Raw genomic sequence first — 21180 nt, forward strand, 5'->3', positions numbered from 1 at the left:
GCCCGCCACGCGGAAGATGAGGAGAGCCCTGATGACACGGCACCGGCCCAGCCTGTACGAAGCGGCGGGGCAGGCCATGCTGCGCGCCGCGGTCCACACGACCGAGCCCGCCATGCTGCCCTGGCCGGCGACCACGGCGCCCGTGGATGAGTGGCGCGCGTGGCTGAGCACGGTGTGGTCCGACACTGACTTCCGCCATACCGTGTCGCAGGCGAGCCTTCACCTTGCGCACCAGGTACAGGCCATGATCGACGGCCGCACACCGAAGGTGCGCCGGATGCGGCGGGCGGCGCTGTCCACCGCCCGCTACGCGATCCGCTACGCCCGCCGCTCCACCCCTTATGGCCTGTTCGCCGGCGTCGCCCCGCTCGGCTTCGCCCAGACCACGTCCGTTCGCATCGGCGACGAGCACCAGGCCGTGACCCGCCCCGAGCCGGTCGGGCTCGATGAGATGCTCAGCGCCTGGGAGAGCGACGCTGCGCGCATGGCCGACGCCGAGGTCTGCGTCAACACCCTGATCTATCAGCGCGACCATCACATCCACGTGCCCTCCGAGGGCGACGCCGAGTTCCGCCTCGCTCTGAGCCCCGCACTGCGTCTCATCCTCGGCCTGGCCCGATCGCCGATCGGGTACCGCCAGTTGTCGGGAAAGCTGGCCGCGGAGTTCCCCGCCGTGAGCGGCACCGCGCGCAACCGGCTGCTGGGTGAACTGCTGCGGGTGCGGCTGCTGCGCTCCTCGCTGCGCGCGCCCGCCACCGTCGCCGACCCCACCGACGTCTTGCCGCCCGCGGTGCGCGCTCAGGCCGCCGGCCTGCGGACAGCGTGCGACCTGCGGCTGGACGCCGACGTGCGGCTGCCCGAGCAGGTGCTGACCGAAGTGGAGACCGCCGCGACCGTCCTGGCCCGCCTGGTCACCCATCCGACCGGGACACCGCCCTGGCGGCGGTGGATCGAACATTTCTGCGAACGCTACGGCGAGAACACCGCAATGCCGGTGGAAGCGGTGACGGACCCTGACCGGGGCGTGGGCTTCCCTGCAGGGTTTGTTACGGCGAGCGAACCGCCCCGGCCGATGTCCCGGCGTGACCGCCTGCTGCTGGAGCTGGCCGGCACCGCCGCCACCGAGGGCAGCCGCATCGTTACGGTGACCGGGGCGATGATCGAGGAACTGGAAGCAGCAGCGGGCGACAAGCCCCGAGACCTGGCTCCCCACCTCGAACTGGCCGCACAGGTCCACGCCGCCTCTGTTCCGGCCCTGGACCGGGGCGACTTCCGGCTGCGCGTGCTGACCGTCTCCCGCTCGGCCGGGTCGATGACCGGCCGGTTCTGGCACCTGTTCCCCGGCACCGAGACGGCCTACACGAACCTGCCCACCGTCGACCCGGAGGCGGAAACCGCGCAACTCTCCTTCCCCGCCGGGCGAGTGCCGGCCGACCTGCTCACACGCGCGCCCCAGGCCCTGCCCCGGATCGTCAGCGTCGGCGAATTCCGCCACCCCAGCCCGCACGTCCTCCTCCCCCGCGACCTCGCGGTCACCGTCACCAACGGTCGGCCCCGGCTAGTGGAGTCCGCGACGGGCAAGCGACTGGAGCTGCTGGCCCCCACCGCGATCAACTTCCTGTGGAACCACTACACCCCGCCGATGGCCCGCTTCCTCGGCGAGATCAGCCGGGCCACTTCGCCGCAGGTGACCTGGTTCGACTGGGGCGCCGCCTGGACCCTGCCCTTCACCCCAGCCCTCACCTACCGGCGCACCATCCTCACCGCCGCCCGATGGAAGATCCGCAGCCGCTCCCTGCCCGCCCGCGCCGCCCCACTCCAGCAGTGGGCGGACCAACTCCACGCCTGGCGTGCCCGGTTCCGGGTTCCCGAGCGGGTTCTGCTCGCCGAGGACGATCAGCAGCTGCCCCTCGACCTCACTCGCGACGTCGACCTGGACCTCCTGCGGGCGCACCTGGACGCCAGCCCCTTCGGCATCGCCAGCCTGTACGACGCACCCCCGCCGGACGCCGACGGGTGGATCGGCGGCCGGGCCCACAGCATCGTCGTGCCCCTGGCCAGGCGCTCATGACCACGACGACCGTGCCCCGTACGCAGGACCTGTCCGAGGGTGTCCTGGGGATGGCCCTGCTCGACATCGAGCGCCGGGACTTGTCCACCGCCCGCCGCCACCTCGCCCAGGCCACCGTCCGGGGGGTGAGCACCGGCAGCAACGCCAGCCTCTTCCACGGTGCCCCCGCCCTGGAGTTCGTCCTGGCCCGCGCCCACGGGGACGGCGACGACGTCCGCGCGGCCGTCGACCGCGTCGTGGATGCCCGGCTCGCCGCCGCCCACCGCCGTCAGGCGGCCGACGTTCTGCCCCGCCTTGCCGAATGGGACCTCATCCGCGGTCTGACCGGGCTCGCCGCCTTGCTGCTGTCCCGCCGCCCGATCGCGCCCCGCCTGCCCGACGTTCTTGCCTGCCTCGTCGCGCTCCCTCACCCCGTCCGTTGTGACAGTCGGATGCTGCCCGGGTGGTGGTCGCCGGTCGGCCCTGACGGGAAGGAGATGGCCGGCGGGCACGGCAACAACGGCATGGCCCACGGCATCGCGGGGCCCCTGTCCGTGCTATCCCTCGCCCTGCGCGCTGGAGTCAGCGTCCCCGGCCAGGAGGAGGCCGTCGGCACGTTCGCGACCTGGCTCGACCGGCACGGCACCCACTACTGGTCCACCGCAGCGCACTTGGAGGTCGACCAGCCGCCCGCAGCGGATTCGGCCCGCCAGTCTTGGTGCTACGGCCAGCCCGGCATCGCCCGCGCCCAGCAGCTCGCCGCGCTCGCCCTCGGCGACTCCGCCCGTCGCCGGGCGGCCGAGGACACCGTGGAGACCATCCTGACCGACCCGCTGCGGCTGGCCCGCATCACCGACTCGACCCTCTGCCACGGGTGGGCTGGGCTGCTGATGCTCACCCGCGCGGTCGCCGCCGACAGCCCCGCACCCGCACGCTTCACCCCGATCATCCAGGACCTGCGCCGACGACTGGCCGACGACTGGGAGCGCCTACCGAAACCCGGATTCATGGAAGGCCGCGCCGGCGCCCAACTTGCCCTGAACGCCGCCGACACCACCGGCTGGACCCGTGTCCTCCTGCTCACCTGACCCTCTCCCCCACCGCCTCGCAAGGAGTTTCCTGCCCATGACCTTCGACGCCGAGAACCTTCCGATCCCCCCGGACACGTCCTGGTGGCACGCCTCCGTGGCTTTCCCCGACCCGCACGCGGACGCCGCCCGGGCCCTGGCGACCGCGCTGGCCGGGCACCGCTTCCACTTCCTGCGCAAGGACGCCGGCGTGCGCCTGCGCACCGAACAGCCCGTCCCCGGCCTGCTGGACCAGCTCGTCGCCGACCGCGTGATCACCGGCTGGACGGACGGGATCTACGAGCCGGAGACCCACGCCTTCGGCGGCTCCGAAGGCATGGAGGTGGCGCACGACATGTTCTGCGCCGACAGCCCGGCCGCGCTCGCCGAGACCGGCACCCCCGGCGCCCGCGAACGCAGCGTGATGCTGCTGTCCGCCATGATCCGCGAGGCAGGACTGGACCCGTTCGAAGCCGGAGACGTGTACGCCCGGTGGGCCGCCCTCCGGCCCCCCGTCACCCCGCCCCACGGGCCCGCCCTGGAGCAAGCCGTCTCCGCGATGCGGCGGCTGATGAACGCGGACGCCGCCCGGCGCTCCGACGCGGAGGCGGGCTGGGACGAGCGCGTCGCCGCATTCGAGGACGCCGGCCGCCGCCTGCGTCGGCTCGCCGCCGACGGCCGGCTGATACGCGGAATCCGGGGCGTCATCGCCCATCACGCGATCTTCGCGTTCAACCGCGCCGGGGTGCCTGCAGACGCGCAGGCCGCCACCGCGTGGCTCGGCCGTCACGTCGCCTTCTCCACCGGAGAAGGAGCGGACGTGTCTACCCGCAAGTCCGTCCCGGCGGACCCTAGCCTCCCTCGAATGGAGACCACCATGACACCCGTAACCGACCCGAACCAGCTGCGCGAAACCCTCGCCCAGCGGCTCGTCGACAGCGGCCACCTGCGTAGCCAGGCGGCCATCGACGCCTTCCGCACCACCGACCGACACGCCTTCCTGCCCGGCGTCGACCTGGAGAGCGCGTACAAGGAGGACGCCGTCCCGATCAAGCACGACGAGCACGGAGAGATGATCTCCTGTATCTCCGCGCCGTCCATCGTCGCCACCCAGCTCGAACAGCTCGGCGCCCAGCCCGGCCACAAGGTCCTGGAAGCCGGCGCCGCCACCGGCTACAACGCCGCGCTCCTCGGCAAGATCGTCTCCCCTGGCGGACAGGTGTGGACCCTCGACGTGGACCAGGACCTCGTCGCTGGCGCGAACAAGAACCTCGACGGGGTCGGCGTCGACAATGCCACCGCGGTCATGGCCGATGGCGCAGCCGGGCTGCCCGAGCATGCCCCTTACGACCGGATCATCTTCACCGTCGGCGCCGGCGACGTCCCCGTGAAAATCCTCGACCAGCTCGCCCTCAACGGACGACTCGTGCTGCCGATGCGCATCCGCGGCAGCGTCTCCCGCTCCTTCGCTTTCGAACGCGACGGCGACACGTGGAAGACCGTCTCCTGCGAGATGGCCACCTTCGTCCCCCTGCGCAAGGGCGTCTGCGACGACGTGTACACCCTCCTGCCCATGGCCGGGGAAGGCACGGTGCGTCTGGAGACCTTCAGCGAGCAGGACGTCGACCGCGACGCCCTGCGCTCCGTCCTCGACCAGCAGCAGACCAAGCTCTACACCGCGGTGAAGTTCCGGCAGGGCTCGGCGTGGGAGTGGCTCTACTTGTACTTGGCCGCCGTCCTGCCCAACGGCCTCTCCCGCCTGCCGGGCCAGCGCCCCGGGTTCACCCCCCACTTCGGCTGGGGCTCCATGGCCGCTCTCGACGGCGGTTCGCTCGCGTACCTGACCATCCGCGAGGGCGAGGATGAGAAGGGCCGGTACTGGGAGGTCGGCGTGATCGGCCACGGCGAGGGCGGCGCCGACCTCGCCGAGCGCGTCGTGAGTGAGATCCGCGCCTGGGACGCGACCGGAGGCAACGACGCCCCCGAGCCGGGCTTCCGGATGGCCGTCGCCGACTCCCGCGACCGGCTGACGGCGGACGACCCGCGCTTCATCATCGACAAGCCCTGCAGCCGACTGGTCGTCGACTGGGCGCGCAAGGGCTGAGCCGGTGATCCCCGCGATAGCCAGCCGCATCCCCCTGGTCCGCCGCACCAAGGCGCCCGCGCTCCCCTTGGAGGAGCGCATCAACCATCTCACCGGGCTGACCGTCGCGCCCGCAGGTGCGAGCCACCACGACCTGGTGGCCCGCGCCTGCGGGGTCCTCAACTACGCCGCGCTCATCACTTCCGACGTCGGCCTGTCCGACCTGGCCGAGGATCTGTGCTGGCGCCAGCACCAGGTCTTCGCCGACGCCGGACGCCTCAGCGGCCGGGTCGCCGTCATGTCGCTGATGCCGCTGGTCAACCTCTCCCGGCTGCAGACCCGCGCCGGCCACGGCGAACTCGCCTACAGCTTGTTGCTCTGCCTCAACGACGCTGCCCGACACCGGAACAAGACCGACATCGACGGCCGCACCATCGACCTGTCTGCTCTGACCGGCACGGACGAGGACCACCGCACGGTGTGCCAGGAGCTGTACGTCACCCTGCTCGTGGACGGTGCCCGCGCCCTCGCCCGCATCGGCCGGTGGACTGAGGCGGCCGACGCCATGGCCCAGCACCGCGGCGTCGGCAACCGCCTCCTTGACGGCCGCCAGATCAAGATCATGGCTCTCATGGAGCAGGGGCTGGAGGAACAGGCCCGCGACCTGATCGACACCACCCAGCCCATGGACCCCTGGGAGACCGCCGTCGGCCAGCTCCTGCGCGTCCACTGCCGCCCCGCCGAGGCACGGCTGCCGAGGGCCGACCTCAACCGGGCCCAGCGCGCAGCCGCCTCGCTCCTGGCCGATCCCGAGCCCTCGACCGCCGTGTTCCAGACCCGGGCGGGCCTGGCCGCTTTGGAACTCAACGCCAACGGGCCGCAGTCCAGGGCGCTCCTCGAAGCTCTCGTCGCAGTGGCCCGTCTCGATGCCTACGCCGCGCGTGAAGTGCTGGACGACCCGTCTGCCCGAGCCATCCTCAGCGCCAAGCGGGCATCTTCGCTCTGCTCGGTGGTCGGGGCCGCAGGTCTCGGTGCCGGCACCCTGCCCGCGGATCACCAGAGGTCCCTGTCGGAGTCTGTCGCCCTCGGCGAAGCCGAGCTGAAGCGGCTTCTGCACGACGACAAGGCGGCACCAGGCAGTTCCCTGAAGGAAGTACCGCAAACCACATGAGTGATCGCACACAGCATCACAGCCCGCCCTACCTGACCACAGATCGCCGACCACGGCCGCACCGCCCTGATCGGCATGAACACCAACAGCTACCCTCACCGCGCGGCGGACGAGACCACCGAACTCCTCGACTGGGCCCAGGTCGAAGACCCAGTTCACTTCCAGCAGCGCACCATTGAGCGGGGCGGCAAACGTGTCTCCGGCACCCAGCCAAGCGAAATCCTCACTGGCGGCCCGAAAGCGGTCTTCACCGACCTCGCCCACCACGCGGGCACCGTCCTGCGGCAGAAGGACGCCCTGGCCGCCACCGCCAGCCTGCGACGCACGGACCTGGCCCCCACACCGCATCGACTGGCTCCTCGGTACTCCCGACTGGAATCGAGCGCTCCTGCGCGTCGAGGTCATCACCACCAAAGACGTACGACGGGTGACCGACCACGCTCTCGCCATCGCCCACCTCAGCCACCCCGCGGTGCAGCAGATGCTGCGCACCGCCGCATGACCGGGAGGAGGCACGGCGAAGAGTCTCGGCAACACCGCACGATCTGGGCACGGGCGCCTGTACCGCCGTCCCGTGCACGAACCGCGCTCCGCCGACGCCGCCGGAGTCCGACGTCGCGCCCGGCGTCTCGTGAGCCACGGGGGCATCGGGTCGCGGCGATTCGGCCACGGCCGACGCCCCGCCGGTCCCGCAACGCCGGGGTGTGCGACCTACGTGCCCCGGAATTTCCACGGCACGGACGCGACTCAAACACGCGTGTTCGAAAGCGGTGGCCCGCTCGTTGTCCCGGTCATCATCAGTCATCCCCAATCCGGCCTGCGGGCCGCTCTGTTGGTGATGCGTGCTGGTAACCGCTGTCCGCGCCGCCGCCGGCACGTCCTCTCGTCCGGTCAACCTCAGGAGACTCCATGAACCCCACCCTCGTGACCACCCATCCTCTCCCTGGACAGCCCGGGGCCGTCCGGGCGACTGCTGCTCGATCCCTGGTGACGATGTGCGACAGTGCCTCGGCCGGCATCGCGGATACATCACGCCCGGAACCGAGGTGGGGGGTATGAGCGCCACCACCCCGATTCCACCCGCACTGCGGGAATGGGCCCAGGCCATCGTCGGCCCCGTGTCCGAACGCAACGTCTCCCACAACCGCCCCAACTCCCGTGTGTGGGAACTGACCTATGACACCGGTCGGGCCTTCGCGAAGCTGTCCCCGAACCCGACGTCCTTCGGACGTGAGACCCGCGCCCTGCGTGAAGTGGCCCCCAATCTAAAACCGGGCACCGTCCCCTTGGGCGTGCCCAACGGAGACCGCGAGATCGTCGAGCGCGGACGGGCGACGCTGGCCCGGCTGGAGGTGCCGACCGCGTGAGCGAGCTGTACATGAGCCCGGTAAACGTCATCGTTCTCCTGGTACGCGAGGCTCTGGAGGGATTCACCCCCATGCGGCTTTACATCACCCTCACTGTGCCGGCGAGCGGGGGCACGTCATGACGCAACCGACCGTGCCCGCGCAGGGCTCCCGCCCCGCAACCAAGGCCGCTGGAACGACGGTTGCGCCGCCGACGCCTGCGGAGATCAAGTACACCGGGCAGTATTCGGTCAACCCCATGGACGGGGTGTCGTTTAGGGCGTTGTGCGCCCGGATCCCGTCGGTGGTGAAGAGGATCGCGGGCATGTCGTGGGCGGTGGACCGGGTGGCGGTCGTCCTGCTGCTGGTCTGCCAGGTGACGGTCGGCCTGGCGGCGGCCGGACAGCTGACCGCCACGTCGGACGTCATGCGCTCGATCCTCGGGGACGGCACGGTGCAGGAGCGGCTGCATCAGGCGCTGCCAGCGCTGATCTTCGTCGCGGTGATGGCCGCCTTGTCGCGTACCGCGAGTGCGGTCTCGGCCTACGGTGACCGGCGGATCACCCCGAAGCTGACCACGGAGGCCGACACGACGCTGGTCTCCTCGGTGTGCCGGGTGGAGGCCGCCGCCTACAGCGAGGACGGCTTCCACGACCGGCAGGAAGCCGCCGAGATGGGCGTGATCCGCACCCACGTGATGGTCGCCGACACCCAGCAGCTGATGTCCTCGCTGATCCAACTGATCACGGCGTGCGGGGTCCTGGCGGTGCTGGACTGGCGGCTGCTGCCGTTCCTGCTGCTGGCCGTGCTCCCGGCGGGCGTCGGCTCGATACTAACCGCGCGCGTGGACTACGAGATCCACTACGCGAACATCGCCAACCGCAACGCCAGGGGGATGATGCGCTGGTGGGCGACGAGCCCGAAGTACGGGGACGAGGTCCGCGCCAACTCAATGGCCGACTACCTGCTGTACTGGTACCGGACCCTGTCGCAGCAGGCGGACGAGCGCTCGCTGGCCGCGGCTCCCCGGATCCTGCGGATCAACCTGGGGGCGGCGGCGTGCGGCGGGCTGTTCCTGGTGGCCACCTGGGCGGCGCTGTACTGGCTGGCGGCCACCGGCCAGATCGCGGTGGCGATCGCCGCGACCGCGGTCTTCGCCGTGCGGACCACCCTGGGCGCACTGACCCAACTGGTGCGCAGCGCCGCCGCGGTCTTCCACACCAGCCTCTACCTCGGCGACATGACCACCTTCCTCGACGAAGCCCAGGAAAAGGCCCCTCATCGCGGCGAGTTGACGGTTGAGGCACCCATCGACGAGGTCTGCGTGCAGGGGGTGGTGTACCGCTATCCAGGCAAGGACAAGCCGGCCGTCGACGGGGTGTCACTGACCCTGCGGCGCGGGCAGATCCTGGCGCTGGTCGGAGTCAACGGCTCCGGCAAGACCACCCTGACCCGCCTGCTCGCCGGGATCCTCCTGGCCGACAAGGGCACGGTGACCTGGAACGGAACCGACCTTGCCGCAGTGGACCCGGACACCGTGTGGACACTGACCGGTCTGGTCCCGCAAGTCTTCGCACAGTGGCCGCTACGGCTGCGGGAGAACGTCAACCTCGGCCAGCCCCGTCCCGGCGGCGACGTGCCGGTGTGGGAGGCGATCGACGCCGTCGGACTGCGCGAGGCGGTCGAGGACCTGCCCGATCAACTCGACACCCTGTTGGCGCGGGAGATCTTCAGCGGAGTGGAACTGTCCGGCGGACAATGGCAGCGGGTGGCGTGCGCCCGGGGTCTGCACCGACTCCCGGAGCTGCTGATCATGGACGAGCCGACCTCCCAGGTCGACCCGGAAGGCGAGCACCGGGCGTTCGAGACGCTCAAAGCCATGGCGTCGGACCGCATCACGATCGTGGTGACGCACCGGCTGGAGAACACCAAGATCGCCGACAAGATCGTTGTGATGGAGGAGGGCCGGGTCACCGAGCACGGTACTTACGAGGACCTCGCCGCCGGCGGCGGAACCTTCGCGAGGCTGCTCGCCCTGTCACAGGACCGATGACCGCCCGGGTGCCACCCCGTCATGGGGCGGGGCGGCACCCGCCTTCGCACCGATCTCGGATTTCCCCCTTCCCGAAGGAACTGTGATGACGACCGAACGACATGAGCTGGACGCCGGGCAGCCACAGTCGGGCTTCGCCGGGTCGACGTCAGCCACGAGGACGACGCAATGAAGTCAGAGGAGACCAACACCGAGGCGTGGACCGCCTACGGCCGCCACCATCTCCAGCGCGGCACGCCCCTGCCAGAAGTCGAACGAATCGACTGGGGTCCGGGCGCCACTGGGCCGGGGGATGCGATCCTTGGCGACCTCGACGGCCGACGAGTGCTGGACCTGGGCTGCGGGCCCGCCCCGCACGCCGCCCACCTCGCCCGCGACTACCGCGCGCTCGTGGACGCCGTGGACTCCTCACCCACCCAGATCGAACGCGCCCGCACCCGCTACGACCAGCTGCCTGGTCTGAACGTGGTGCTCGCGGACGCCGTCGAGCACCTTCACGCCGCCGCCCCGTACGACGTGATCTACTCCGTCCACTCCGTCCCCTACATCGACCCGCACCGGCTGCTGCCCGCCCTGAACGCGGCGCTCAAGCCTGGTGGCAGGCTGTGCTTCACCGTCCTGCACACCAACTCCCACGGCGACGGCCCCTCCACCGCACTCGTCCCGCGACCGGAAACCTTGCGGCTGGCCGACGGCCCGGAACTGACCGTCCAGATGTGGGTGCTCACGCCCGAACTGTGGGAGGACCTGCTGGTCCAGTACGGGCTGCGAGTAGAGAGCATCACCGTCCTCGACGCCCCGGAAGAGGGAAACCACGCCTCATACCGGCTCGTCCAGGTCCGCCGCCCCGTACGTGTTACGTCGCGCCCGCGCACCACGCGGCCGCCCGCAGCACACGCGGCACTCGGCGTCGGCATCATCCTGTCCGGACCGCACGGCGTACTTCTGGGCCGGCACCGCCGGCGCACGGTCGAGTTGCCGGGCGGCACGGTTGAGCCCGGCGAATCACTGTCCGAGGCCGTCGTGCGCGAACTCGCCGAGGAGACCGGCCTCACGGCCCTCCCCGCGGACGTACGCCTGCTCGGTACTCTCCTCGACCACGTCGGCGACGTCGTCCGCCTCACTGTGGCCGCCGTCGTCACCGCCTGGCAGGGAACCCCCGCCGACCAGCCCGACGAGAGCGTAAGCGACTGGCGCTGGTGGCCCCTGGACTCCCTGCCGTCCGGTCTGTTCGAGTGCAGCGCCCAAGTCCTGACCGCCTGGCGGCCCGACCTGCCCATCGACCACCCGCCCGCGCACTTCATCCCCTTTGCCGACACGACGGCCGCCGCGGAATGACTGCGGTCGGCAACAGCCCACCTCACCGTCTATCCAGCCGCCCGCACCACAGAGTCCGGTACGCCTCTCGATGACTCAGAGCACGCATGACCTCTCCACCACCCAGCGACTCCGCAGCGCACGGCACCGCGATGTCGGCCGCCGCGTACAGAGCCTCCCGGACCACTCTGTGGACCGGAGTGCCCGTGCTCATCACCGACACGGCCGGCCGCATCCTGCTCCAGCACGTCACCTACCGCACCACGCGGCTCCTGCCCGGCGGTGGCGTGGACGTCAAGGAGGCCCCGTCCCAGGCCGCTGCTCGCGGGGTGCTGGAGGAACCGGGCGTCCACCTGATCGAAGGCGTCAACTTCGTTCACCCAGCCGACCTCCCCGCCCTGATGGCGCCCGGCAATCGCAACACCGAGCCGCCGACTGCCCAGCCTCGCAGGCCGCCGAGACCGGCTGCTCCACCTCCACCTGTCGGCGCCGTGTCTTTAAGTCGATGAGGGTGAATAGCCTGCTTCGATGCGATGAGACCGCTTTCATCGCAAGTCGCAGCACAGGATGGATCACATGCAGCAAGAATTCACCGCGACGATTAGCACGTCGCTGGGGCAGATCCTCGTGAAGCTGTTCCTGGAAGAAGTAAGGGAGCCCGTCATCCAGTTCCACACTCTCGCGTCGGGAACCGGGAGGTGGGTAGACCCACGGACTGGCAGCATCGGCATCGGCTCGATCTACGACGAGACAATCATCCACCGCGTGATCGACGGACTCATGATCCAAGGCGGAGACCGGAAGGGTGACGGGACCGGCGACCCAGGGTTCTCGCGCCCGAATGAAGTCCATCCCGATCTGACGTTCGAGCGGCCTTACATGCTGGCCTTGACCGCCACCGAACCAGATGCCATCGGCTCACAGTTCCTCATCACGACCCGGCCAGCGCCGGACCTCAACGGACTGCACACGATCATCGGCGAAGTAACTCAAGGACAAGACGTCGTCGACGCCATCGCCCACGTCCCGACAGACCAGGACGGCCGCCCCATGGCGGAGGTAGTCGTTCACTCCATCAGGACCAACCGCTCCCCCTTCGAAGGGGAGCCGTATATCGACATCTGACACGTCATCATGCGGGCCCAGCCACGGGCCGCACCCCAGGCCGCCCATCCCTGACACCGGCGCCGGTTCAACGCCGACTGGGCACTCGCGGCGAACCGGAGTACCACCCCGTCCTCCTGAACCTAGGTGCGGAGTCCCAAACCGACATCGGCGTCGACGGGGCCCGGCACCGTCACCCATCCACTTCCTGCTGCTGCGCTACGACCTTGACGTGCAGCAGGCCCCGCCATTCGACACGTGACCGCGCCCCGCAAGAACCGGCGAGATCGACACCTATCTTCGCCGTCTCTGCAAGTGCACCGCCGAGTGTCCGCCGTCTGCACCAGCGCGTCATCTGCACACCTTGTGAGATAGGCGCGGGGCGGTACCAAGCCTGTGAACGGCAAGTTGGTGACAGGTGGCGTGACCAGCGCGAGGAGCCGCAGCTCGTGGAGCGCCCTCGGTGACAACTGCCGCAGCCAGTCGCACCGTTCTGGGCTGACTCGTGCCGCGTTCGGCGATGGCAGTGGGAGGCTTGGCGTCGTGAATTCGAGGAGATATCTCGGGCAGGCCGCCATGGAGGCCGCTGTCCTCCCCTCCCGGGCGGCCTACCTGATCGCGGTCGGCAGCGAGGCTGGGTTCCGGGTCGCGGTGACGCAGGCCAGCAGTCGGTGGGGCGGCATGACCGAGCCCATCGTCGAGGCGTCGGCATCGGGTCTTTCCGAGCAGCACGAGCAGGCCGTCCGTATCGCCGGCGTCGAGGCGCTCGTCAATGTCGATGCTGATCCTCTGGCTGCTGGGGAGATCGCGGAGAGTCTGAGGCTGCCCGTCGTCGCGCTCGCAGACATGCGGAAGGACGCGGTGGCATTCACCTGCTCCCCGGACGAGGTCAGGGAGTTCACGGATCCGTCGTATCCTCCTATCGCGGCGAGCCCCGATGGGCCGCTGTGGCAGTTGGCTGTGGCCGGCGGCGTGGACCCGGGCAGGCGTGAGCACGCCCGAGTCAGTGGGTTGCAGGACGAGTTCGGCCGGTACCAGCTGCGAAGCGACACCAGGATCCAGGGCACGGTCGACCAGTTCGGCGAGTACCGGAGCGCCGCCCCGGGGCACACCCCGTTGGTCCTGTGGGTCGCCGAGGAAGACGGGTTGGCGGACAGCCTCGACTTCTGGAACACCCGAGCCCTGCGGCCGGTGGACACGATCGACATGCCGATGCTCCTGCTGCCCGGCGCCGACGTGGTCAGGCACTGGCTGGATTTCCCCAAGCAGGTGGCGTATCTCCTCGCGTCCCGCCCAGGCCAGTTCACCCCCGACGTCGCCCTCGTCAGCCGCTCGGCATCACCGGGGCAACTACGGGAACTTGCCTCTGTGCTCGGCCTGGACGCCACCGATGAGGAGCCGCGAGCCGGAGCGCGCATCCCCGCGCCACCCACCCGAACTCCCCCGTTCGCCTTCCGGACGGACCTAGACCCGTGGGACTGGGTGAGCCTCGAGCGCCACTACGGGGTCCCGACGTCCTTCGACGCGCAGGTCTTCGCCGACGGGCCGAGCACTCTGCGCTTCGCCCAGCCCGTCCGGTTCAACGGGCGCGCCGGCGCCCTCGTGAGGTTCTGGGGCGAGCCCCTGCTCGGCTTGCCCGCACGCCCGTCCATCGCCCGGCTCGTCCACCCCGACGCCCAGTGGCGGGACGGCACGCTGCAGCTCGCGCTCCTCCCCATCAGCCATCAGCTGGCCGTCCAGGTGACGTTCCCCCTGCTGCCGCAGGCCACCGAGCAGCTGCTGGACGACGTAACCGTCACGCACCAGCTGTCCTCGGCCGGCCGCCTGGGCACGGCCCTGACCGAGCGCACCGACAGCTCCGCGCTCCTCGAATCGGGTATCTACGAGGCGGCCATCGCCCTGACCACACCGCGGTCCAAGGAGCTGATGAAAAGGCTGCAGGAACTGCGGGCCGACGGCAGCCCGGACACCGACCTCGCCGAACTGGCCGCCACATGGGGCGGCCGCTCCGAGCGCCGCTATCTACCCGCCGACAAACTGCCCAACGTCCGGGCAGAGGACCGGGCAGCTGCTCTGGAACGGCTGTGCGCCCTGGGCTGGGCCGAGCGCGGCCTGGAAAGCACCTGCCCCTCGTGCGCCAGCCGCTCCTTCGTGCCGCTCAACCAGACCAGCGGCTCCCCTCGGTGCCCCGGCTGTGGGGCCATGTCCGCCTACCAGTCCGACAGCGTGCCGACCGCCGTGCACTACCGGCTCAACAGCTTCACCGACCGAGCCAGCGACAACGGCCTGCTGCCGCATCTGCTCGTCATCGCCGAGCTGTGCCGGCGCAAGCCGCGCTCCCACTTCCTCCCCGGTACTGATGTCACCTTCGACGACGGCCGCCAGGAGGAGGTGGACATCTTCGGGATCTGGGACGGGAAGGTCCTCTCCGGAGAGGTGAAGACCTCAGCCTCGGAGTTCGACGAGGCACAGCTCCGACGGGACGTCGCGCTGAGCCGGCGGCTCGGAGCCGACATCCACCTGCTCGCCTCGGTCAGCCCGGTCGGACAGGAAGTCCGGGACGCCGCGCGAGAACTGTGCGAAGCGGCTGGGCTGGAGCTGGAGGTCCTGGACCAGGCCGTCCTTCGTTCGCCCGCCCGCAAGGCGGCTCCCGTGACCGCTGCCGATGGCCTCGGTTGGCTGCGCACCGCGACCGCCGACCTGGCCTCGCTGATAGAGAAGGGCAGGCCCGTCAACCGCGGCCGGGTGGCGCAGATCCTCAAGACCGCCTCCGACGGCGGCGCGCCGGTTGCCGGCCACATTGAGGTCCTCTCCTGGGCGCTGAGCGAGCACGGGGACCGGGCTGTGGAGCTGCTGCGCGGCTTTCTCGGCGCCCCCGACACCGCGATTCGAGAGCACGACGCCGCCAAGGAGGAGGAGTAGAGACCGCTCGGCGGCTTCCAGCAGCCGAGCGGGCGCAGGGCAGCCGGATGACACAGGTAGAGCGCATAAGCAACTCACCCGACATTCGGGAAGCGACGCACGGCCCCCTATGGGACCGATGGCCGAACAGTGCGCATTTACCGACCGTGACGCCCCGCTTTACCGTCTGCCCCATGCCGTGGATAACGCTGGCCGGCGCCGTCGTCGGCGCCCTGATCGCGACCGCCTCCGCCGCCCTGCTCGACCGCGCCCGATGGCGCCGGGACAAAGATGAGCGCCTGCTTGCTGCACGCCGCATCCTGTACAGCGAGTACCTTGCCAGCCTTTCCCAGGCCCGCAACGCCTTCCGCAGTCTCGCCCGGACCGATGACCTGGGTCCGGCCGAGCGGGAGCACGCCGCCCGCGACAGCTTCGCACCGTGTTACGGCATGCGGTACCAGATGGCAGTCACGGCCACGCCGGACGTCTTCGCAGCCTCCGAGCACGCGTTCCGCCGCCTCCGCGATGTACGTGACCTCGCCGCGGCCGGCACCCGCGCGGACGACGGGTCCTACGCCCACGGCCGCACCGAATACGAGGCTGCTCTCGGCCGGCTAGTCGACGTCATGCGCCTTGGCCTGGGAGCCGACCGGGCACCCGTCTAGGACATCCCGACCCGACTTGCCCCAGCCGCCCCGGAGGTAACTCGCCGCCCGAACACCACCCATGTGACCCGTTCGCCCGTTACCCCTGGCTCTATTTGCGATTGAGAAATGTCAGAGCGATCACACCGACCCGTGCGGACCCCCCACCATCTCCAAACCATGACCAGATAAAACGACTAGCACTGGACATACCTTCACTCGCCAAGTCACCCAGAGTCCGCGCCAGGGTGGCTGAAAACATCACCACCGCGCGACCGACATGGCGATGCGCCGTCCAGCACATGCCACACGAAGGTGACCACCCCCACATCCACACCATCTCCATCGACAGCAGGCGCCAACTTGGCAGTTATTACCGCCATGCCCGATTACCTCTCCCATGAAGATCTCGAAGAGGTAACAGAAGTGTGCGTCCGCGAGAGGAGTGTGACCACTATGAACACAAGGCGAAGCACCAGGTCACACTCATGATCGTTGTAGCGATAAGTAGATTTGACACTTTTCTACACTTCGGTCGGCACCCTTGGGTTAGCTACCGAAGGGTACTTTCCAGCCTTAGTCTCCAACGGGCTTCACGTAAGGTCCGAGTGGCCCCCGGGGACCTCGTCGAAGGATTCCTAGCGGGGTGATTGCTGTTCGCTCCAGTGACCGATGGTGTACGGGGTGGAGCTTCCGCGTCCTCGTGACTCGCTCGCGAAGGCGGACACGGACACTTCTTCCGGTGCCGGCCTGGGCTCTGTGATCACCCTCGTGCGTACCGCCGGGGTGCCAGACAACGTTGACCCGTGGTGGCTGGCACAGGGCTCGGACCGCGAGCCATGTCCCAGTCGGTACGAAGGGATTGCTCAATGTCTCCCGGAGGAAGCCGCCGTGGCGGCCCGGAACCAGCCGTGCCGGCGAGAGCTCGGGTGAGTCTGCGTCGGCTGGGACGGTGGCGTACTGCTGAGCGACGCACCGTGGAACGCGATCTCCACCGTCGGCTGCGCCAAGAGCTACGCAGCCTGGGCGTCGTCCCTCCGCTGGACGTGGACAAGCTGGTCAAGGCGCTCAGCGAACGGCGGGGCCGGCCTATGGTCCTTCGCCCCTGGGCGCTGGAGAAGCCTGGGCCTTCGGGGCTGTGGATCGATTACCCGCAGATGGACGTGATCCTCTACCAGGAGGAGACGACCCGGCTTCACCAGCGGCAGATCATCCTCCACGAGGTCCTCCACGTCCTCGTCGACGAGTGGGGAGAGAAGCGGGAGGAAGTTCCAGAGGTACCTACGGACGAGTTCGTCGAGGCCTGGTCCGACCTCACTCCAGTCCTGGATCCCAAGCTGATTCGGCGGGTGGCTGCACGCTGTTCGTACGACGACGCGGAGGAGTGCTCGGTCGAGCTGGCGGCCACCATCATCCTGGAGTGGTCCTCGGTGGTCGACGCGCTCCCGGCGCTGTCGGAGGATCCACGCGTGCGTCGGGTGCAAGCTGCTCTGGGCGACCGGCGAGGGTGGTTGTAGACCGTGGCTAAATACCTTCTGCTGATCATCGCGGGTGCTGTCGTGTGGCGGCTCTACCTGTGGTGGCGTGCTCCGCACGATGCTCCGACCCGGTCGGTGGCGCTGGCTCTGCTGAGCATGGGCCTCTCGTACCCGGTGGCCATGCCGGGCGGTGCCCACGGCATCGACACCCTGGCCGGCCACGGGATGGCGCGGCTCGTCCAGAATCTGCTTCTGCTGCTGGCCATGTACTTCCTGATGTGCTTCTACCTGTACTCAGCCGACGGGCCGGCCGCGTACAGTCGCGCCCGGCGTGAGGCCCTGGTCATGGGCCTGGTCGCGGTGGCGATCACTGTGGCGGCGGTGAGCGTGCCGGATCAGGAGCTGGGCGCGCCGTACGCGACGGTGGACATGACCGCGCTGCCGATCTTCTTGTTCTACACCGTCGCCGGCCTGTACATGATGTACGCGGTCGGTGCGGCGGGGTGGTGGTCTGCCCGCTACGCCCGCATGTCCGGCCGGCCGTACGCCACCGGGTTGTGGATGACGGCGATCGGCCTGGGCGGGATGGCGTTGGCCTGCGCGATCCGCGCCGTCTTCGTCACCATCCGGTGGACCGGCGGTCTTGTGCCGATCCGGGTCAACGCCTACGTGTCGGTGCTGCTGGTGGTCTCCAGCCTGGCTTTCGCCGCGGGCGTCACCTACTCCGTGGCCAGCGCGAGGATCACCGCCACGAAGCTGTGGCTGCGCCGGCGTCGGGATCACCGCCGGCTGGCGCCCCTGTGGCAGTTGCTGATCGAGGTCTATCCCGAGAACGAGCTGCGTCCGGCCTCACAGGGGACGTGGGACCGGTGGCGCTCGCGTGGTGTGCATCGCCGGTATCACCGGCGGATCGTGGAGTGCCGTGACGGACTGGTGGATATCAGCCCTTACGTGGTGCACGAGTGGGAAGGTATCAACGTGCTGGACCTCGGGCCGGCGCAGTTGGCCGAGCGTCTGCGCACCGCGGCCGACATGGTCAAGCAGGGGGTGCCGGCTCCCGGGCCGGCGGTCGCGCTGGCGGTACCGAGGGGGGACGGCACGGACGCAGACGTCCGCCAGCTGCTTGCGGTGTCGGAGAACCTCCGGCGGGCCGCGTGACCTGGGCAGAGCAAGGAGACGAGAACACATGCTGATTACGGCCGGCAGGGTCCTGACCGGTTCCGGGACGTACCTGGAGGACGGTGCCGTCCTGGTCGAGGGCGATTCGATCGCAGATGTGGGCCCGCGCGCGCAGCTCGCCGAGCGCGCAGGAACGGACGGGGTGCACCTCGCGTTTCCCGACGCGACCGTCGTGCCGGGACTCATCGACGCCCACGTCCACCTGGTGTTCGACGGCAGCGCCGATCCGCTGGCCGCGTTCCGCGAGTCCGACGACGATGCCCTTCTCGCGGGCATGCGCCAGCGCGCAGAACAGCTTGTCTCCAGCGGCGTTACAACCGTCCGGGACCTGGGTGATCGCAACCACCTGGCCCTGCGCCTGAACGAGGAGATCGAACAGCGGCGCACGTGGGGACCGCAGATCGTGTCGGCGGGCACGCCGTTGACGGTGCCCGGCGGGCATTGCCACTTCCTGGGTGGCGTGGTCTCCGGCGAGGCCGCGGTCCGTGACCTGGTACGCCGCAACCTGATGGCCGGCGCCCGCGTGATCAAGGTCATGGCGAGCGGGGGTGGTCTGACCCAGGACGGGCCGAAGAGCTGGCAGCCCCAGTTCTCCGCGGGCGAGCTGCGGGCCCTGGTGGACGAGGCCCACCAGGCCGACGTGCCAGTGGCCGCGCACGCCCACAGCGCGGCCGGCATCGCGGCGGCCGTGGACGCGGGCGTGGACACCATCGAACACTGCACCTGGATGACGGAGGACGGGTTCGCCCTGCGCCAGGAGGTCCTCAAAAAGATCGTCGAGCAGGGTATCGCCGTCTGCCCGGCTGTCAGCCCGCACTGGCAGATGGCAGCTCGCATCTTCGGCGAGGAGCGCACGAAGGTCCTGTTTGGGCAAGTCCGGGAGATGGCCGAGGCCGGTGTACGCCTGATCGCCGGAACCGACGCCGGGGTGCAGCGCACCGGGTTCGACGGCACGCTGGCCGGTGCGCTCGGCTTCTACGCGCACCTGGGCATGCCGAACGACCAGGTCCTCGACATGGCGACCGCCGACGCCGCCGACGCTCTCGGAATCGGCGGGTCGACCGGCCGCATCAAGCCGGGCCTCAGCGCGGACCTGCTGGTCGTCGACGGCGACCCACTGTCCGACCTGAGTGCGCTCAAGGAAATCCGCGCTGTCGTCGCCGCAGGGCAGGTGCACGATCTGGGGTCGCGGCCCGAGCAGCAGTCGTAGCCCGTTTCCGGCCTGCACCCTTGCGGGGGTGCAGGCCGGACTACAGGGAGCCGCCCTCCTGCTCCGCCATCTCCGCCGCCAGCTGGTTGATCAGCGCCAGCGTCTTGGGCGGCAGACCCTGCCCGCCCAGGCCACGGGCCCTCACCCGGCCCACAGCGCCTTGCCTCGCGCTGGCCAGCAGCTGCAGACCTTCATAGACCTGGGCAGCCACGGCCTCGTCCGGCTCGAAGTACATCCGCGACACACCGAACACGGCGGCCAGCGCGTCCAGGACCACCGGAGCCGCCGCGTCCTTGACACCGGTCCGCAGATCCTCGAAGTCGTTCTGCGTGATGACATCCGCACCCGCGTGGGCGTTCACCGCGGCCGCCATCTCCTCATCCGAGGGAGGCCCCTGCGAGCCGGGGTAGGAGCGCTGCAAGATCAAGGTGATTTTCTCGCTGAGGGACTCCGGCGGCCGACCCGAGTCCCCAGCCGCGGCCTGGGTACCGGGCTCTGGCTCTGTGCCGTTCTTCCTCGCCTCTGCGGCGACGAAGGAACGATCCTCCGCCCGGCGCAGCTCCGTCTCGCTGACGCCGTACTTCGCAGCCAGGACAGGGATGTACTTGGCCTGGAGCCGGCGCTCCCCACGTTCAGCTCCCGCGACGGGGCTGGCGCTCTTGGTGCCGATCACCGCCGCCGTCTCTTTCTGGTAGATGCCGGCATCACAGCGCAGATCGGCGAGATCAGGAAGGCCGGTGCGGGGGAACAGATCGTCGAGATCGCTCCCGAGAGCCGCGGCATAGGCGGGGAGCTTCTCCGGGTCGGGTGAGGTGTGGCCGGCCTCCCAGTTCGCCACCGCGGAGTCGGTCATACCCAGCTCTGTCGCCACCTCGCTCTGGTGGCGGTCGGCAGCTCGCCGCACGCGGCGGGCGAGGTTCCGGTCGAAGCGGCGGGCAGACATCTGACCTCGCATTCTCTCCAAAATGAAGCGGGAACATCGTGTTGACTTTCGCTTCTTCTAAGAATAGCTTCAGCTTAGCGATAACGCGACAGCCCTGCACGTCAGCGGCCTGTCGAGTCGCCCGCAGTTCCGCCGGGCGGCGGTGAAACCCGCCCCACGCCGGGTGCCCCCCTCGCCCTCATCAGGAAGTCCGCACGATGTCGCACCAGTTCTTACGCCGTCCGGCCTGACGTACACCGCGGCACCTGCATCACGCACGATGCCGGAGGCGCGGATCGTTTTGGATCCTCGGCCACCGGCATGAGGCCGACGGCGACAAGAGTGACGTTGCGCCCTGTCGGGGTCACGTTCTGCGACTACTACAGAGTTTGAGAACCAACTCTGGATCTTGTCGCGGCTCCGCGCATATGTTCGTGGTCCCCGGGCGGCCCGCCCCGGATGACGGACGTGAGGAGTAAGCAGGCACCCACCGGACCGAGACGGTCCCCATACAGCGATGGCGCCCGAGAGCGGTAACTCACGGGCGCCGAACGCTAAGCGGCATACCCGCCCCGGCAAGGGCGGAGATTGCCCACCATCACCACGCTGAGTCCTTCCGAGGGGCGCGTCAGCGTGGCAACACTGCGAAGGGGAG

Annotated in this window: 15 protein-coding genes; 14 read left to right on the plus strand and 1 reads right to left on the minus strand. The window is 69.6% G+C overall.

Going from position 1 to position 21180, the window contains the following annotated elements; translation table 11 throughout:
• Positions 1-31: 31 nt before the first annotated feature.
• From ABT137_RS43080 to ABT137_RS43145, 14 genes are all read left to right on the plus strand, one after another.
• Positions 32-2071 carry a lantibiotic dehydratase family protein gene (locus tag ABT137_RS43080; RefSeq protein ID WP_351717759.1) on the plus strand — a complete coding sequence of 680 codons (2040 nt, stop codon included), beginning with the start codon at positions 32-34 and terminating at the stop codon, positions 2069-2071.
• Positions 2068-3138, plus strand: coding sequence for a lanthionine synthetase LanC family protein (locus ABT137_RS43085; protein WP_351717760.1), 1071 nt, complete (start codon positions 2068-2070; stop codon positions 3136-3138). The genes ABT137_RS43080 and ABT137_RS43085 overlap by 4 nt, the downstream gene beginning before the upstream one ends.
• Before the next feature lie 37 nt (positions 3139-3175).
• Complete coding sequence (fxlM, locus tag ABT137_RS43090) at positions 3176-5221, plus strand: methyltransferase, FxLD system (protein ID WP_351717762.1); 2046 nt, start codon at positions 3176-3178, stop codon at positions 5219-5221.
• A 4-nt stretch (positions 5222-5225) separates the two neighbouring features.
• Positions 5226-6371 carry a hypothetical protein gene (locus ABT137_RS43095; protein ID WP_351717763.1) on the plus strand — a complete coding sequence of 382 codons (1146 nt, stop codon included), beginning with the start codon at positions 5226-5228 and terminating at the stop codon, positions 6369-6371.
• A 1055-nt stretch (positions 6372-7426) separates the two neighbouring features.
• Positions 7427-7738 carry a hypothetical protein gene (locus ABT137_RS43100; protein ID WP_351717765.1) on the plus strand — a complete coding sequence of 104 codons (312 nt, stop codon included), beginning with the start codon at positions 7427-7429 and terminating at the stop codon, positions 7736-7738.
• A 118-nt stretch (positions 7739-7856) separates the two neighbouring features.
• Positions 7857-9770, plus strand: a complete 1914-nt coding sequence (locus tag ABT137_RS43105; protein ID WP_502984667.1) for an ATP-binding cassette domain-containing protein — start codon at positions 7857-7859, stop codon at positions 9768-9770.
• A 168-nt stretch (positions 9771-9938) separates the two neighbouring features.
• Positions 9939-11108: a bifunctional class I SAM-dependent methyltransferase/NUDIX hydrolase gene (locus ABT137_RS43110; protein WP_351717767.1), complete on the plus strand. Its 1170-nt coding sequence runs from the start codon at positions 9939-9941 to the stop codon at positions 11106-11108.
• A gap of 86 nt (positions 11109-11194) precedes the next feature.
• Positions 11195-11596, plus strand: a complete 402-nt coding sequence (locus ABT137_RS43115) for an NUDIX domain-containing protein (protein ID WP_351717769.1) — start codon at positions 11195-11197, stop codon at positions 11594-11596.
• A gap of 67 nt (positions 11597-11663) precedes the next feature.
• Complete coding sequence (locus tag ABT137_RS43120) at positions 11664-12212, plus strand: peptidylprolyl isomerase (protein ID WP_351717771.1); 549 nt, start codon at positions 11664-11666, stop codon at positions 12210-12212.
• 522 nt (positions 12213-12734) lie between these two features.
• Entirely contained in the window at positions 12735-15113 is a 2379-nt protein-coding gene (locus tag ABT137_RS43125) for a hypothetical protein (RefSeq protein ID WP_351717772.1), read from the plus strand.
• A gap of 173 nt (positions 15114-15286) precedes the next feature.
• On the plus strand, positions 15287-15757 hold the full coding sequence (locus ABT137_RS43130; protein ID WP_351717774.1) for a hypothetical protein: 471 nt from the start codon (positions 15287-15289) through the stop codon (positions 15755-15757).
• A gap of 956 nt (positions 15758-16713) precedes the next feature.
• Positions 16714-17253 carry a hypothetical protein gene (locus tag ABT137_RS43135; protein ID WP_351717776.1) on the plus strand — a complete coding sequence of 180 codons (540 nt, stop codon included), beginning with the start codon at positions 16714-16716 and terminating at the stop codon, positions 17251-17253.
• A 3-nt stretch (positions 17254-17256) separates the two neighbouring features.
• Positions 17257-18372 (plus strand): MAB_1171c family putative transporter, encoded by a 1116-nt coding sequence (locus ABT137_RS43140; protein ID WP_351717778.1) that lies wholly within the window; start codon positions 17257-17259, stop codon positions 18370-18372.
• Positions 18373-18400: 28 nt separating this feature from the next.
• Positions 18401-19603 (plus strand): amidohydrolase family protein, encoded by a 1203-nt coding sequence (locus ABT137_RS43145; protein WP_351717779.1) that lies wholly within the window; start codon positions 18401-18403, stop codon positions 19601-19603.
• A gap of 40 nt (positions 19604-19643) precedes the next feature.
• On the opposite strand, the gene ABT137_RS43150 is transcribed toward ABT137_RS43145, so the two are convergent.
• A complete protein-coding gene (locus ABT137_RS43150) occupies positions 19644-20546 on the minus strand; it encodes a helix-turn-helix domain-containing protein (RefSeq protein ID WP_351717780.1) in 903 nt (300 codons plus the stop codon).
• Positions 20547-21180: the final 634 nt, after the last annotated feature.

The sequence above is a fragment of the Streptomyces sp. NPDC001980 genome (assembly GCF_040296885.1).
GTDB lineage: Bacteria > Actinomycetota > Actinomycetes > Streptomycetales > Streptomycetaceae > Streptomyces.

Bases quoted from the DNA above. Each gene is read 5' to 3' on its own strand.
- ABT137_RS43080 (WP_351717759.1), top strand. From the start codon at position 32: ATGACACGGCACCGGCCCAGCCTGTACGAAGCGGCGGGGCAGGCCATG.
- ABT137_RS43085 (WP_351717760.1), top strand. From the start codon at position 2,068: ATGACCACGACGACCGTGCCCCGTACGCAGGACCTGTCCGAGGGTGTC.
- fxlM (WP_351717762.1), top strand. From the start codon at position 3,176: ATGACCTTCGACGCCGAGAACCTTCCGATCCCCCCGGACACGTCCTGG.
- ABT137_RS43100 (WP_351717765.1), top strand. From the start codon at position 7,427: ATGAGCGCCACCACCCCGATTCCACCCGCACTGCGGGAATGGGCCCAG.
- ABT137_RS43105 (WP_502984667.1), top strand. From the start codon at position 7,857: ATGACGCAACCGACCGTGCCCGCGCAGGGCTCCCGCCCCGCAACCAAG.
- ABT137_RS43110 (WP_351717767.1), top strand. From the start codon at position 9,939: ATGAAGTCAGAGGAGACCAACACCGAGGCGTGGACCGCCTACGGCCGC.
- ABT137_RS43115 (WP_351717769.1), top strand. From the start codon at position 11,195: ATGACCTCTCCACCACCCAGCGACTCCGCAGCGCACGGCACCGCGATG.
- ABT137_RS43120 (WP_351717771.1), top strand. From the start codon at position 11,664: ATGCAGCAAGAATTCACCGCGACGATTAGCACGTCGCTGGGGCAGATC.
- ABT137_RS43130 (WP_351717774.1), top strand. From the start codon at position 15,287: ATGCCGTGGATAACGCTGGCCGGCGCCGTCGTCGGCGCCCTGATCGCG.
- ABT137_RS43145 (WP_351717779.1), top strand. From the start codon at position 18,401: ATGCTGATTACGGCCGGCAGGGTCCTGACCGGTTCCGGGACGTACCTG.
- ABT137_RS43150 (WP_351717780.1), bottom strand. From the start codon at position 20,546: ATGTCTGCCCGCCGCTTCGACCGGAACCTCGCCCGCCGCGTGCGGCGA.